Source organism: Kribbella sindirgiensis (assembly GCF_004331435.1).
Taxonomy (GTDB): Bacteria; Actinomycetota; Actinomycetes; order Propionibacteriales; family Kribbellaceae; genus Kribbella; species Kribbella sindirgiensis.
In genome coordinates this window covers 114,492-127,970 of the sequence record NZ_SJKA01000002.1, presented here as the reverse complement: position 1 = coordinate 127,970, position 13,479 = coordinate 114,492, and the positions used below count along the sequence as shown (strand labels likewise).

Genomic DNA, 13,479 nt, shown 5'->3' with positions numbered 1-13,479 from the left:
GCCTTTCTAGGCTGTGCGGCCGGGGAGCCAGCACGCGACAGATCGGTGGGGGTCGTTGCGGGCCGACGGGATCCCCAGCACCGGGATCTCGGTCGAGCAGCGGTCGAACGCCTGCGGGCATCTCGGGTGGAACGAACATCCCGTCGGCATGCCGCGAAGATCGGGCGGCGAACCAGGGATCCCGGACAGCTCGCGCCGTTCTCCCCGCAGGGCCGGGAAGGACTTGAGCAGGCCCTCGCTGTAGGGGTGCAGGCTGTCGGTGTAGAGGTCCTTCGAGCGGGCCTCCTCGACGATGCGGCCGCCGTACATGATCGCGATCCGGTCCGAGAACTCGACCAGCAGCGACAGGTCGTGGGTGATGAACAGCACCGAGAACCCGAGCCGCTCGCGCAGCTCGACCAGCTGCGCGAGGATCTGCCGCTGCATGACCACGTCCAGCGCGGTAGTCGGCTCGTCCATGATCACGACCTGCGGCTCGAGGACGAGCGCCATCCCGATCATCACCCGCTGCCGCATGCCGCCGGACAGTTGGTGCGGGTACGCGTCCATCCGGTCCGCGGAAATCCCGACTAGTTTCAGCATTTCCTGAGCGCGGGCGATCCGGGCCTGCGGTGACAGTTGCGGCTCGTGCGCCTTGATCACGTCGAGCATCTGGGTGGAGACCTTGTGCACCGGGTTCAGCGAGTTCATCGCGCCCTGGAACACGATCGACGTCTCGGCCCACCGGAACGCCCGGAGTTCCGCGTCGGTCAGCGCCATCACGTCGTACGGATCACCCGACGCGGGGTGGTAGACCACGGACCCGCCGCTGATCACGCCGGGCGGCGGCAGCAGCCGCGTCACGCCGTACGCCAGCGTCGACTTCCCGCTACCGCTCTCGCCGGCCAGCCCGAGCACCTCGCCGCGATGCAACGTCAGCGTGACGTCCCGCACCGCCTGCACCGCTTCGTCCCCGAGACCGTAGTCGACGTGGAAGTTCTTGATCTCCAGCACGGGTGCCTTCACGCGACCTCCTCCTGCTCACGGCGTACGACGGGAGTCACCGGCGCCTGCTTCGACGACAGGACGGGGGTGAAGCCGACCCGCATCCGCACCGAGTGCCCGTCCTTGGTCTTGATGCGCGTGTGACCGCTGCTGCGCAACCGCGGGCTGACGAACTCGTCGATGCCGAAGTTGATCAGCGACAGCGCCGTACCGAGGATCGCGATCGCCAGCCCGGCCGGGACGAACCACCACCACGCGCCCTGGGCCAGCGCCTGCTGCGATTGGGCCCAGAACAGGATCGTGCCCCAGTTCCACTCGGAGATCGTCGAGATCCCGATGAAGGCCAGCGTGATCTCGGACATCACCGCGAAGATCACCGTGCCGACGAAACCGGACGCGATGATCGCGGTCAGGTTCGGCATGATCTCGAACGTGATGATCCGCCAGGTGCTCTCACCGGTCGCCCGCGCGGCCTCGACGTAGTCCCGCCGCCGCAAAGAAAGCGTTTGCGCCCGCAGCACCCGGGCGCCCCAGGCCCACGACGTCAGCCCGATGACCAAGGCGACCATGAGATCACCGGCGGACGGGATCGTCGACGCGACGATGATGATCAGCGGGAGCGCCGGAATCACCAGGAAAACGTTGGACAACGCGGACAGGCTGTCGTCCGCGGCGCCGCCGAGGAAGCCCGCGCTGACGCCGATCAGGATCGACAACGCGGTCGCGACCAGACCGGCCAGCAGGCCGACGAACATCACGCCGCGGGTCCCGACGAGCACCTGGCTGAAGATGTCCTGGCCGAGGTGCGTCGTACCGAACCAGTGCTTGCCGGACGGCGCCTGGATCAGGTCGCTGCTGCGGGCGGACGGGTCGAACGGCGCGATCCACGGGCCGATGATCGCGATCAGGCAGAAGAACGCGAGCACGACCAGGCCGGTGGCGGCCTTCGGGTTCGCGACGAACCGCAACCGGCGGCGCTTCGCCGGTGCGGCCGCGACCTCAGGTCCTTCGGGTGTGACCGCGGTGATGGTGGAGGTTGGTGCGGACATCGTCAGCCCTCCTTCCGGGTGCGCGGATCGAGCAGCAGATAGGCGACGTCGGCCAGCAGGTTGGCGACGAGCACCGACAAGGTGATGACCAGGAAGACGCCCTGCATCAGTGGGTAGTCCTTCGCGCCGACGGCCTGGAACAGGTTGTAGCCGATGCCCGGGTAGGAGAAGACGATCTCCACCAGGAGCGTGCCGCCGACGATGAAGCCGAGCGACAGCGCGAACCCGGAAACGTTCGGCAGCAGCGCGTTCCGGGCCGCGTAGCTGACCATCACCCGGCGCTCGGGCAGCCCCTTGGCGTGCGCGACGGTGATGTAGTCCTCGGAGGCCACCGTCACCATCATGTTCCGCATGGTCAGGATCCAGCCGCTCACCGACGAGATCAGGATCGTGATCGCCGGCAGCAGGCTGTGCTGGACGGCGCTGCCGATGAACTCGGCGTTCCACGACGGCACCAGCCCCGGTTCGTAACCGCCGGACGACGGGAAGAAGCTGTCCGGTCCGGCGAGCAGCGTGATCGCCAGCAGACCGAGCCAGAAGTACGGGATCGACGACAGGAACGTTGTCACCGGCAACAGTCCGTCCATCACCGACCCGCGCCGCCAGCCCGCCAGGACGCCCAGCGACGTACCGATCATGAAGCTGGCGAACGTGGTGATGCCGACCAGCGCGATCGTCCACGGCAGGCTCTGCCGGAGGATCTCCGCGACCGGCGTCGGGAAGAACGTGAACGACAGCCCGAGGTCACCGCGGAACACCTGGCCCCAGTAGTCGACGTACTGGCTCCAGAGCGACGCGTTCTTGTCCAGGCCGAACAGCACGTACAGCGAGTTGATCGCGTCGGTGCTCATCTGGCCCTGGAACTTGTTGATCAGCGACGTCACCGGGTCGCCCGGGATCATCCGCGGGATGAAGAAGTTGATGGTCAGTGCCGCCCACGCCGTGAAGACGTAGAACACCAACCGCTGCAGGAGAAACTTCACTTCGCCGCCCCCTCCTCGTAAAGCCAGCAGGCGGCCCAATGGCCCGCAGTAGGGAGCTCGAAGCGGGGCGGGAGATCGGTCGAGCACTTGGGCATCGCGTGCACGCAGCGCGGGTTGAACCGGCAGCCGCTCGGCGGCGCGATCAGGCTGGGCGGTTCGCCGCCGGCCTGGTCCTCGGGCTTGCTCAACTCGCCGAGGCGATCGGGGTCCGGCGCGCTCTCGATCAGCAGCCGGGTGTACGGGTGCGCGGGGTGCTGCGTGACGGTCTCGGAGTCGCCGCCCTCGACCATCCGGCCGGCGTACATCACCAGCGTCTCGTCGGCGAAGTACCGGGCCGAGGCGATGTCGTGGGTGATGTAGAGGATCGCGAGGTTGAGCCGTTCCTTCAGGTCCCGCAGCAGGTTCAGGACGCCGAGGCGGATCGACACGTCCAGCATCGAGACCGGCTCGTCGGCGAGCAGCGCCTCGGGGTCCGCGCCGAGGGCGCGGGCGATCGACACGCGCTGCCGCTGACCGCCGGAAAGCTCGTGCGGAAACTTGTCGAGATAGCGTTCCGGGGGAGTGAGCTGGACCTGGTTCAGCAGATCGCGGAGGTTCTCCTCCAGGTCGCCGGCCCGGCCGTGGATACGCAGCGACCGGGTCAGGTGGTACCGCACGGTGTGCGTCGGGTTCAGCGAGGCGAACGGGTCCTGGAAGATCATCTGCACACGGCGCGCGTACGCCCGGAACTTCCGGCCGCCGTGCACGGTGATCGGTTCCCCGTGCAGGCGGATCTCGCCGGACGTGCGCCCGTACAACTGGGCCAGCAGCCGCGCGACGGTGGACTTGCCCGAACCGGACTCGCCGACCAGCGCGGTCACCCGGCCCCGGCGCAGCGTCAACCGGACGTCGTCGACGGCGTGCACGGCCTTGTGGTCGCGGGTGAGCAGATCGCGGAGTCCGCGCCGTACCGGGAAATGCTTGGTGAGGCCCTCGGCCTCCAGAACAACCTCGGTCTCGGTGACCGTCATCAGTCTCTCCTCAAGGCGACGGCGCCAGGCCGACCAGGCCTGGCGCCGTCCACCGCTGTTACTGGCTGCCGGCCGGCTTCAGGTTCAGGACGATCTGCAGAGCGTTCTGCTGGGTCGGCTGCGCCGGCCCGTACTGGTTCTGCTCGTCGGGCCAGCCGACCCAGTTCTTCGTGCTGTAGAGACCGCCGACGTTGGACGCCGAGGTGGGGATGATCGGCATCTGCTCGACCATGATCTTCTGCAGCGTGTTCAGCGCCGTGCTGCGGGCCGCGTCGTCCGCGGCGTTCGCGTACTGGTCGAGCGCCTTGGTCGCCTCCGGGCTGTTGAACCGCCCGTAGTTGCCGCTCACGCCGCCCTTGCCGACCGGCTTCAGGATCTTGCCGTCCATGATGTTCTGGTAGATGTCGTACGGCGTCGCGCCGCCGTTGGTCCAGTGCATCGCGGCGTCGAAGTTGCCCTCGTCGATGTTCTTGAACCAGGCGTCCTGGTTGGCCTTGTCGACGGTCGCCTTGATCCCGATCGTGGACAGGTTGTCCTTGATGATCTCCAGGTCGGTGATGTAGTCGGACCAGCCGGCCGGGTCGGTCAGCGTGATCGTCACCGGCTTGCCGGCCGGGTCCTTGAGGACGTCGCCCTCGAGCTTGAAGCCGGCGTCGGTGAGCTCCTTCTTGGCCGCGTCGACGTCCACCTTGTGCTTGAGGTCCTTGTACTCCGGCGCGATGAAGGATTCACCGGCCGGGGTCGGGATCCCGGTCATCGACTCGACCTTCGGGTAGAAGTACCCGGCCTCGCCCTGCATGAAGATGTCGTCGCGGTTGATCACCAGGTTCATGGCGCGCCGCACCGCGGGGTTGTCGAACGGCTTGCGGGTGGTGTTGATCCACAGCCCGTGGATGCCCAGGTTCGCCGGGAACCACAGCTTGTGGTTCTTCGGGTCCTTGTCCTGGTAGACGGCCTTCACGTTCGGGACGAAGACGAAGCTCCACTCCGACGCGCCGTTGGCCAGCGCCGTGGTCTGCGCGTTGTTGTCGTTGTACGACGTGTACCGCAACTCCTTGACCTTCGGGAGGTCCTGCCAGTACGAGTCGCGCAACGTCAGCGTGGTGGTCTGCGGGGTGAACGACTTCACCGTGTACGGACCGGTGCCGATCGGGCTCTTCAGGGTGTCCTGGCTCGGGTCCTTGATCGTCGACCACTGGTGCTTCGGGATCACGAACACGGTCAGGATCTTGTTCTGGTTGGTGAACTGCGACCGGGTGAACGTCAGGTCGACCTTGTTGCCGGACGCGGTGATCGTGCCGTACGGGATCGCGTCCTGGTTGAGGCCCTCGTTGTCCTTGCGGATCTGGAACGAGTACGCCACGTCCTCGGCGGTCATCGGCTTGCCGTCGGAGAACTTCACGCCCTCACGGACGGTCAGCGACAGCTTGGTGTAGTTGGCGTCCCACTTCCACTCGGTCGCCAGCCACGGCTTGCCGGGCTCGGTCGGCTTGATCCCGTTGATCATCACCAGCGGCTCGAAGATCATCCAGCGGTAGCCCAGCGAGGCGCCCGAGGAGGAGCCGAGGAACGGGTTGTGGTTCTCGGTCTGCGGACCGTTCGGCATGCCGATGTTCAGAACGGTCGCGGCGGTGCCGGAGCCGTTGTTCCCGGAGCTGCCTGAATTACCGTCCCCGCTGCTACAAGCAGCCAGAGCGGCTGCCGCGAGCAAGCCCGTGAGGGCCAGCGCGACTGTACGTCGTGCCCGCATCGGTTCCTCCTGTGTATCTGTTGGCGGATGCCCCTCCCTGAGCCGGAAGGGCGACTGCATCGTGGCGTGAGAACGCTCTCATGGGAAGAGCGGACGCCTTAACGGATCGATATCGAGGGGTACGCCGGCGGCGGGACAGGGGCAGCTGCCCCGCCGCCGGAGCCTGTGGTGAGCGGTGCGTTTGGTGGGTTGACGTCCCAGATGCTGGGTTTGCGTCCGAGATCCCGCTGGCAAACCCAGCATCTCGGACGTCAACCCATCAGAGGCCGGGAGTGGGGCGGCGGGATTTCTGGGCGGTTCTGGATCTCTTCGGGGCGGTTGAACCGCGGACGATCAGGGTCGTCGGCAGCACCTGCGGGGTTTCCGGCAGCGGTGTGCCGCCGAAGTACCCCATCAGCATCCGGGCCGCGGCCTGACCCATCTGGCGCATCGGCTGATGCACCGTGGTCAGCGGGGGCTCGGTGTGTTCGGCGTACGGAATGTCGTCGAACCCGACCACCGACACGTCGCTCGGCACGTTCCGCCCGGTCTCCCGGACGGCCTGGATGGCGCCGCCGGCGGAGAGGTCGTTGTGGGCGAAGATCGCGTCGAACTCGAGTCGCTCGTCGAGCGCGTGCTGGACGCCGCGGCGTCCGCTCTCGTGGGTGAAGTCGCCTTCGAACACGAGCCTCGGGTCGAGCTCGATCCCGGCTTCCGCGTAGGTGTCGCGGAAACCGTCCAGGCGTTCGTGGGTACAGCCGAAGCGTTCGACGCCGGTGATCACCAGTGGCCGGCGACGGCCGAGCTCCAGCAGGTGCCGGGCGGCGGACTCGCCGCCGGCGTAGTTCGTGGTGGCGACGGACGGGAACTGCGGGCGCTTGTCGCGGTCGTCGATCAGGACCACCGGCAGGCCCCGCGCGTGCAGTTGCTCGATGTAGGTGAGCGTGCCCTCGGGCTCGATCACCAGCAGGCCGTCGAACGACTGCGCCGAGACCTGGGAGGCGAACTGCTGCATGGATTCCTCACCCCGGTTGAAGGTGAACAGCAGCAGTCCGTAGCCCTCGCTCTCGACCACGTCGACCGCGCCCTGCAGCACCTCGCCCATCCAGGGCCAGGTGAGTGAGGGGACCAGCATCCCGACGATCCGGGTCCGGCCGCGGGCCAGGCCGACCGCGCGGGCGCTCGGCACGTACCCGAGCTCGGCGATCACCTGCCGGACCCGCTCGGCGGTGCGCAGGTCCAGTTCGCCCTTGCCGTTGAGGACGCGTGACACGGTCGTCTTGCTGACACCGGCACGGGCCGCGACATCGGCGATCGTGATGGACACGCTGAATCTCCCCTCGGGCGGTCGGGGCCGGACGCTACGGAACCGGTTTCGGAAGCGGTTCCGTAGATCAAAGCCGACACCGCAACGGGCCGTCAATCACGGAGTGGTAACGAATCGCTGCTTAGTTCACGACTTGGAAGAAGCCACCTCTTCCGTCGGCCGGGACGGCATGATGAACTCGGGGGCGAGCGGCCCACCTGGGGCCCTGCAGGGTGAGGTTGAGGGATGGAAGTACGCCGGACCACGGTGCGTGACATGCGCCGGTCCAACCGCTCGGTGATCCTCACCGGCATCTATCGCGAGGGCCCGCTGAGTCGCCAGGAGCTGACCGTCCGGACCTCGCTGAGCGCCGCGAGCGTCAGCAACCTGGTCGCCGAACTGATTGCCGAGGGTGTGGTCGAGGAGGCCGGCTCGGTCGAGTCCGAGGGCGGCCGGCCTCGGGTTCTGTTGCGGGTGGCACCAACGTTCCGGTACGTCGTCGGCGCCGAGGTCGGGGAGACCCGGGTCCGGGTGGAGCTGTTCGACCTGGCGATGAACGTGCTGGCGCGGGCCGATCATCCGATCGCCACGCCGTCGCCCGAAGCGGTCGTGAAGCACGTGCTGGAAGGGCTTTCGACCGTGATCGCTGCCTCCGGCATCCAGTCGGAGCAGGTGCTCGGGCTCGGTGTCGCGGTCGCCGGCGTGGTCGAGGACAACGCGATCGTCGACGCGCAGACCCTCGGCTGGGAAGCGGTCCCGCTCGCCGAACTGCTTGCCGAGGGCACCGATATTCCGGTGCACGTGGACAACGGCGCGAACATGCTCGGGCAGGCGGAGATGTGGTTCGGCGCGGGCCGCGGCGCAACCGACGCGGTCGTCGCGCTGGTCGGCTCCGGTGTCGGCTCGGCCTTGGTGGCCGGCGGATCCAGCTACCGCGGCGCCCGCAGCAGCGCGGGCGAGTGGGGCCACATGACGATCATGTACGGCGGCCGCCAGTGCCGCTGCGGTGCGTTGGGCTGCCTCGAGGCGTACGTCGGCGCGGAAGGCGTTCTGGACCGGTACCGCCTGGCCGGCGGGACTGTCGACGCCGACGAGGAGACGGCCTTCGTCGAACTGCTGGAGTCGACGACCGAGCCGGCGACAGCGATCGTCAACGACACCATCGGCTACCTGGCCGCGGGCTTCGCGAACCTGGTCAACCTGGTCAACCCCGAGCGCATCGTTCTCGGCGGCTGGTCCGGACTGTTGCTGGGGGAGAAGCACCTGGACGAGCTTCGCGCGGAGGTGGGTAAGCACGCACTCCGCCGGCCCTACGCCCAGGTGTCCATCGTCCTGTGCGAACTGGGTCGCGACGCCGTAGCACTCGGCGCCGCGACCCTCCCTGTAGTACGCCTCCTCCGCGACGGCGGCGCCGTACCCCCGCCGCGCTAGTCGCCCGCGCCGAAGCGCACGCTTCGTCACCGAGCAACGCCCGCCCAGGGTGGTCAGGGTGTTTGGGGAGTCCTACCCACCCGAACCGAGCAGTTGTGCTCCCCGGTTGGGGTTGTCCGCGTCCCCGAACTGGTTTGGGGAGGCGGAGCGGTGGTGTCGTGGGGGTGGGGTCAGAGCGTCCACTTCTGGTTGGCGCCGCCGGAGCAGGTCCAGATCTGGGTCGGCGTGGTGTTGGCGGAGTTGTTGCCGGTGACATCGAGACACTTGTTCGCCGGTGGATTCACCAGGTCGCGCCCACTCGTGTAGACCCATTGCTGCGCGGCGTTTCCGTTGCACGTCGCGATCTGCACTCTGGTGCCGTCGGCAACTCCGGCGTTCGCGACATCGAGGCATTTGCCCAGGGCCCGGATCGTTCCGTCGCCGGGGCGCGTCCACGTCTGCGCGTTCGTGCCGTTGCAGTCGTACAGCTGCACCGTCGTACCGTCGGCGGCGTTCGCTCCGGCCACGTCGAGGCACTTGCCGGCCAGGCCGGTGATCTGCGTACCGCTGCCGCCGGAGCTGCCGAGCGTGGAGACGCGGACGTAGTCGACGGTCATGGTCTGCGGGAACTGCGTCGTACCGTCCGGGTAGCCCGGCCAGTAGCCGCCGACCGCGAGGTTCAGGATCATGAAGAACGGGTGGTTGAAGACCCAGGCGTTGCCGTTCAGGTCGGCCGGCGTACGGCGCTGGTACTGCACGCCGTCGACGTACCAGGTGATCGAGTCCGGGGCCCAGTCGACCGCGAACGTGTGGAAGTCGTCGGCGAACGACCAGCCGTTCGGATGGTTGTACGCGGCACCGATCCCGCCGGCGCCGGAGTACCCGGGCCCGTGGATCGTGCCGTGCACGGTCGCCGGCTCCTTGCCGATGTTCTCCATGATGTCGATCTCGCCGTCGTTCGGCCAGTTGCCGCCGCCGAGCATCCAGAATGCGGGCCAGATCCCTTGCCCGCGGGGGATCTTGATGCGGGCCTCGAACCGGCCGTACGTCTGGGTGAAGGTCTGCGCGGTGAGCAACCGGGCCGATGTGTACTGGCACGGGCCGTAGTGGCACTGGTAGCCGCCGTTCTCCTGCCGGGCGGTGATGACCAGGTTGCCGTTGCCGTCCAGCGCGGAGTTGCGGGTGCTGTTGGTGTAGTACTCCATCTCGTTGTTGCCCCAGCCGCTGCCGCCGATGTCGTACCGCCACTTGGCGGGATCGGGGGCCTGGCCGGCCGGGCCGTCGAAGTTGTCCTCCCAGACCGTGGCGGTCGCTGCCGCGTCGGCCTGCTGATGCGCGGTGGCCGCGGGCTGGAGGAGGGCGGTGCCGACCAGTGCGGCACCGATCCCGACGAACGCGAGCAAGCGGGAACGCTTCATGAGTACCTCATTTCCGGGGGCGTCTGAATGAGGGCGTGATTGGGCGGCAGCGTGCCGTGAGAACGCTCCCACGTCAAGGCCGGGACTAAATAAAAGATCTGAAAAAAGTCTCGGTTCCGGCGTTGACAGTGCTTTGCACGGATGGTTACCTCGTGCTGACCAACTGTTGCGGCGCGGGCAGACGCCGACAACTCGAACCGCCCCGAAACTCCTTTGAACACAGGGAGACCGCCCCATGCCCGCGAAACGGCTCTTGCCGGCCGCGGTGGCTGCGCTCTGCGTGGCTGCCGCCGGATTCGGCTTCGGAACCGCCCCACCCGCCGTCGGCTCGACGACCGCCGGTGAACAGGTGAACATCTGGCTGACCACCACCAACGACGCCGCCGGCCAGAACGTGACCCGCGGTCTGCAGCCGCAGACACCGGTGAACTTCGGCCCGGCCGGAGGGTCGGCGAACCAGACCGTCACGGTCAACGAGAACACGACGTACCAGTCCTTCGAGGGCGGTGGTGCCTCGTTCGCCGACAGCTCCGCCTGGCTGCTGAACAGCAGCAACGTGATCTCGGCCGCGACCCGCGACCAGGTGATGAAGGACCTGTTCGACCCGGTCAACGGGATCGGTCTGGCCTTCGTCCGCAACCCGATGGGCGCGTCCGACCTGGCCCGGTTCAACTACTCCTACGACGACACGTGCTGCGACCTGAACGACTTCAGCATCCAGCACGACCTCGCCGACGTCGTACCGCTCACCAAGCAGGCGCGGGCCCTCAACCCGGCGCTGAAGGTGATGGGTTCGCCGTGGAGCGCGCCGGCCTGGATGAAGGACAACAACGACTTCGTCCACCGCGGCTGGCTGAAGTGGGAGTACGCGCCGACGTACGCGCAGTACTTCGTGAAGTACCTGCAGCAGAACGAGGCCCAGGGCAACCACATCGACTACATCTCGGTGCAGAACGAGCCGACCTGCTGCGGCTCGGACTCGACCGGGTACGCGTCGATGAACTGGAACGGCTCCGGCCTGCTCGAGTTCACCAAGAACAACCTGATGCCCGCGCTGCAGGCCGCCGGGCTCACCACCAAGGTGCTGATCCTCGACTACAACTGGGGCAACTACAACGACCTCGGCTCGGTCCCGATCGCGGACGCCGCACTGCGCAACCACCCGAACTTCGGCGGGATCGCCTGGCACGGGTACGGCGGTGACGTGAGCCTGCAGACGACTGTGCACAACCAGTACCCGTCGGTGAACGCGTACATGACCGAGCACTCCGGCGGCACCTGGATCGCGAACCAGCAGGCCGAGGACATGAACAACCTGGTCGACTACACCCGCAACTGGGACAAGTCGTGGGTCAAGTGGGGTATCGCGCTGGACGAGAACCACCTGCCGTACGTCGGCGCCGGCTGCAACGTCTGCACCGGTCTCGTCACCGTGCACCGCAACGACAGCCAGCGCGGTCAGGTCACCAAGACCGTCGAGTACTACACGATGGGCCACCTGACGAAGTTCGTGAAGCCGGGCGCGCTGCGGATCGACTCGACCGCGAACAGCGCGGTGAAGAACGTGGCCTGGAAGAACCCGGACGGATCCAAGGCCCTGATCGCCTACAACACCACGGGTAGCTCGCAGTCGGTGCGGGTGAACTGGGGCTCGCAGTCCTTCGTCTACACGCTGCCGACCAAGACGTCGGCGACCTTCACCTGGTCCGGCTCGCAGAGCGGCGACGGCGGTGGCGGCGGCGGACAGATCACGGGGCTGGCCGGCAAGTGCATGGACGTCGCCGGCGCGAACTCCGCCGACGGTACGGCGGTGCAGCTGTACGACTGCAACGGTACGACGGCCCAGCAGTGGTCGCGTCCTGGCGACGGGACGGTCCGTGCTCTCGGCAAGTGTCTCGATGTCAACGCCGGCTCCGTCGCGGACGGTGCTCGCGTCCAGCTCTACACCTGCAACGGAAGCGCCGCCCAGCAATGGACCTACACGAGTGGGAGAGACCTGGTGAATCCACAGGCGAACAAGTGTCTTGATGTCACCGGCAACAACTCGGCCAACGGCACACCACTGCAGCTGTGGAGCTGCACCGGCGCCGCGAACCAGAAGTGGACCATCTCATGAGGCGGGTGACGGCGGCCGCTGCCGCTCTGGTGCTCGCTGGCGGTCTGTTGCTGACGGCGAGCCCCGCGCAGGCGGCGACCGGGACGATCACCGGCCTGGCGGGGAAGTGCGCGGACGTGGCCGGCGCGAACTCCGCCGACGGTACGGCGGTCCAGCTGTACGACTGCAACGGGACAAGTGCTCAGCAGTGGTCCCGGTCGAGTGACGGGACGTTGCGGGCCCTCGGCAAATGCCTGGATGTGTCGGGCGGTTCGGTCGCCAACGGCGCGAAGGTGCAGCTGTGGACGTGCAACGGATCCGCGGCCCAGCAGTGGACGTACACGTCAGGCCGCGACCTCGTGAACCCGCAGGCGAACAAGTGTCTCGATGTCACCGGCAACAACTCCGCGAACAGTACGCCGCTGCAGCTGTGGAGCTGTACCGGTGCGGCGAACCAGAAGTGGAACGTGCCGGCCGCGGACGACGGACCTCCGCCCGCGGGCGGTGCGCCGATGGCGGCAGCGCCGTACCTCTATCAGGGCTGGGGGAGCCCGCCGAACCCGGCGACGGTGATGAACGCGACCGGGGTGAAGTGGTTCACGATGGCGTTCATCCTGTCCAACGGGTACTGCAACCCGCAGTGGGACGGGAACCGGCCGCTGACCGGTGGGGTCGATCAGCAGGCGATCAACACGATCCGGTCCAACGGCGGTGACGTGGTGGTGTCGGTTGGCGGCTGGTCCGGTAACAAGCTGGGCGAGAGTTGCGGGTCGGCAGGCGAGCTCGCGGCGGCGTACCAGAAGGTGATCAACGCGCTGTCGTTGAAGGCGTTCGACGTGGACATCGAGGCGACCGAGTTCAGCAACGCGACCGTGCGGCAGCGGGTGATCGACGCGCTGAAGATCGTCGAGCAGAACAACCCGGGGATCGCGACGTACCTGACGTTCGGCACGACGACGTCCGGTCCGGACGGGAACGGGCAGGACCTGATCCAGCGCGGTGCGAACTCCGGGCTGAACCTGGACGGCTGGGTGATCATGCCGTTCGACTTCGGCGGCGGGTCGACCAACATGGGCACGCTGACCCGGCAGGCGGCCGACGGGCTGAAGAACCGGGTCAAGGCGGCGTACGGGCTGACCGACGACGCGGCGTACCGGAAGATCGGCATCTCCTCGATGAACGGCCTCACCGACGTGGCCGGTGAGCGCGTCAACCTGTCGGATTTCGAGTCGATGCTGTCCTACGCGTCCGAGCACCACCTGGCCCGCTTCACCTTCTGGTCGGTCAACCGCGACCGCCCCTGCAGCGGAGGCGGCGCCGACACCTGCTCCGGCATCCCCCAGAACCCCTGGGACTTCTCCAAGGTGATCGGCCGCTACCGCGGGTAGCGCGGATCGCCAGGCCATCACAATCGGCCCGCGACGGCTCGCCTGCACGGGCAGCCGTCGCGGGCCGACGATTGTGATGGCCTGGCGATCCGCGTTTGACCCTCCGG

Annotated in this window: 10 protein-coding genes; 3 read left to right on the top strand and 7 right to left on the bottom strand. The window is 67.5% G+C overall.

From position 1 onward, the window contains the following. Positions 1–6: 6 nt before the first annotated feature. From E0H50_RS05095 to E0H50_RS05070, 6 genes are all read right to left on the bottom strand, one after another. Positions 7–1,005, bottom strand: coding sequence for an ABC transporter ATP-binding protein (locus E0H50_RS05095; RefSeq protein ID WP_131285323.1), 999 nt, complete (start codon positions 1,003–1,005; stop codon positions 7–9). Beyond that, positions 1,002–2,033, bottom strand: coding sequence for an ABC transporter permease (locus E0H50_RS05090; protein WP_131285321.1), 1,032 nt, complete (start codon positions 2,031–2,033; stop codon positions 1,002–1,004). Before E0H50_RS05090 ends, E0H50_RS05095 begins: the two co-directional genes overlap by 4 nt. A gap of 2 nt (positions 2,034–2,035) precedes the next feature. After that, on the bottom strand, positions 2,036–3,016 hold the full coding sequence (locus tag E0H50_RS05085; protein WP_131285319.1) for an ABC transporter permease: 981 nt from the start codon (positions 3,014–3,016) through the stop codon (positions 2,036–2,038). After that, positions 3,013–4,026 (bottom strand): ABC transporter ATP-binding protein, encoded by a 1,014-nt coding sequence (locus E0H50_RS05080; RefSeq protein ID WP_131285317.1) that lies wholly within the window; start codon positions 4,024–4,026, stop codon positions 3,013–3,015. Before E0H50_RS05080 ends, E0H50_RS05085 begins: the two co-directional genes overlap by 4 nt. Positions 4,027–4,084: 58 nt before the next feature. Then, the gene (locus E0H50_RS05075; RefSeq protein WP_131285315.1) at positions 4,085–5,776 is read right to left on the bottom strand and encodes an ABC transporter substrate-binding protein; all 1,692 of its coding nucleotides are present in this window, start codon (positions 5,774–5,776) and stop codon (positions 4,085–4,087) included. Between the two features lie 259 nt (positions 5,777–6,035). Then, positions 6,036–7,082, bottom strand: a complete 1,047-nt coding sequence (locus E0H50_RS05070) for a LacI family DNA-binding transcriptional regulator (RefSeq protein ID WP_131285313.1) — start codon at positions 7,080–7,082, stop codon at positions 6,036–6,038. A gap of 225 nt (positions 7,083–7,307) precedes the next feature. On the opposite strand from E0H50_RS05070, the gene E0H50_RS05065 reads away from it, so the two are divergent. Beyond that, entirely contained in the window at positions 7,308–8,492 is a 1,185-nt protein-coding gene (locus tag E0H50_RS05065; protein WP_131285311.1) for an ROK family transcriptional regulator, read from the top strand. A gap of 170 nt (positions 8,493–8,662) precedes the next feature. Here the strand turns inward: E0H50_RS05065 and E0H50_RS05060 are convergent, their stop codons facing one another. Continuing rightward, positions 8,663–9,889, bottom strand: a complete 1,227-nt coding sequence (locus E0H50_RS05060) for a glycoside hydrolase family 16 protein (RefSeq protein ID WP_131285309.1) — start codon at positions 9,887–9,889, stop codon at positions 8,663–8,665. 235 nt (positions 9,890–10,124) lie between these two features. On the opposite strand from E0H50_RS05060, the gene E0H50_RS05055 reads away from it, so the two are divergent. Next, a complete protein-coding gene (locus E0H50_RS05055; RefSeq protein ID WP_131285307.1) occupies positions 10,125–12,005 on the top strand; it encodes a lectin in 1,881 nt (626 codons plus the stop codon). Beyond that, entirely contained in the window at positions 12,002–13,372 is a 1,371-nt protein-coding gene (locus E0H50_RS43680) for a chitinase (RefSeq protein WP_131285305.1), read from the top strand. Before E0H50_RS05055 ends, E0H50_RS43680 begins: the two co-directional genes overlap by 4 nt. Positions 13,373–13,479: the final 107 nt, after the last annotated feature.

What these genes read in the sequence shown, in the direction of transcription:
- E0H50_RS05090 (WP_131285321.1), bottom strand. Translation starts at nt 2,033, where the DNA reads ATGTCCGCACCAACCTCCACCATCACCGCGGTCACACCCGAAGGACCT.
- E0H50_RS05080 (WP_131285317.1), bottom strand. Translation starts at nt 4,026, where the DNA reads ATGACGGTCACCGAGACCGAGGTTGTTCTGGAGGCCGAGGGCCTCACC.
- E0H50_RS05075 (WP_131285315.1), bottom strand. Translation starts at nt 5,776, where the DNA reads ATGCGGGCACGACGTACAGTCGCGCTGGCCCTCACGGGCTTGCTCGCG.
- E0H50_RS05065 (WP_131285311.1), top strand. Translation starts at nt 7,308, where the DNA reads ATGGAAGTACGCCGGACCACGGTGCGTGACATGCGCCGGTCCAACCGC.
- E0H50_RS05060 (WP_131285309.1), bottom strand. Translation starts at nt 9,889, where the DNA reads ATGAAGCGTTCCCGCTTGCTCGCGTTCGTCGGGATCGGTGCCGCACTG.
- E0H50_RS05055 (WP_131285307.1), top strand. Translation starts at nt 10,125, where the DNA reads ATGCCCGCGAAACGGCTCTTGCCGGCCGCGGTGGCTGCGCTCTGCGTG.
- E0H50_RS43680 (WP_131285305.1), top strand. Translation starts at nt 12,002, where the DNA reads ATGAGGCGGGTGACGGCGGCCGCTGCCGCTCTGGTGCTCGCTGGCGGT.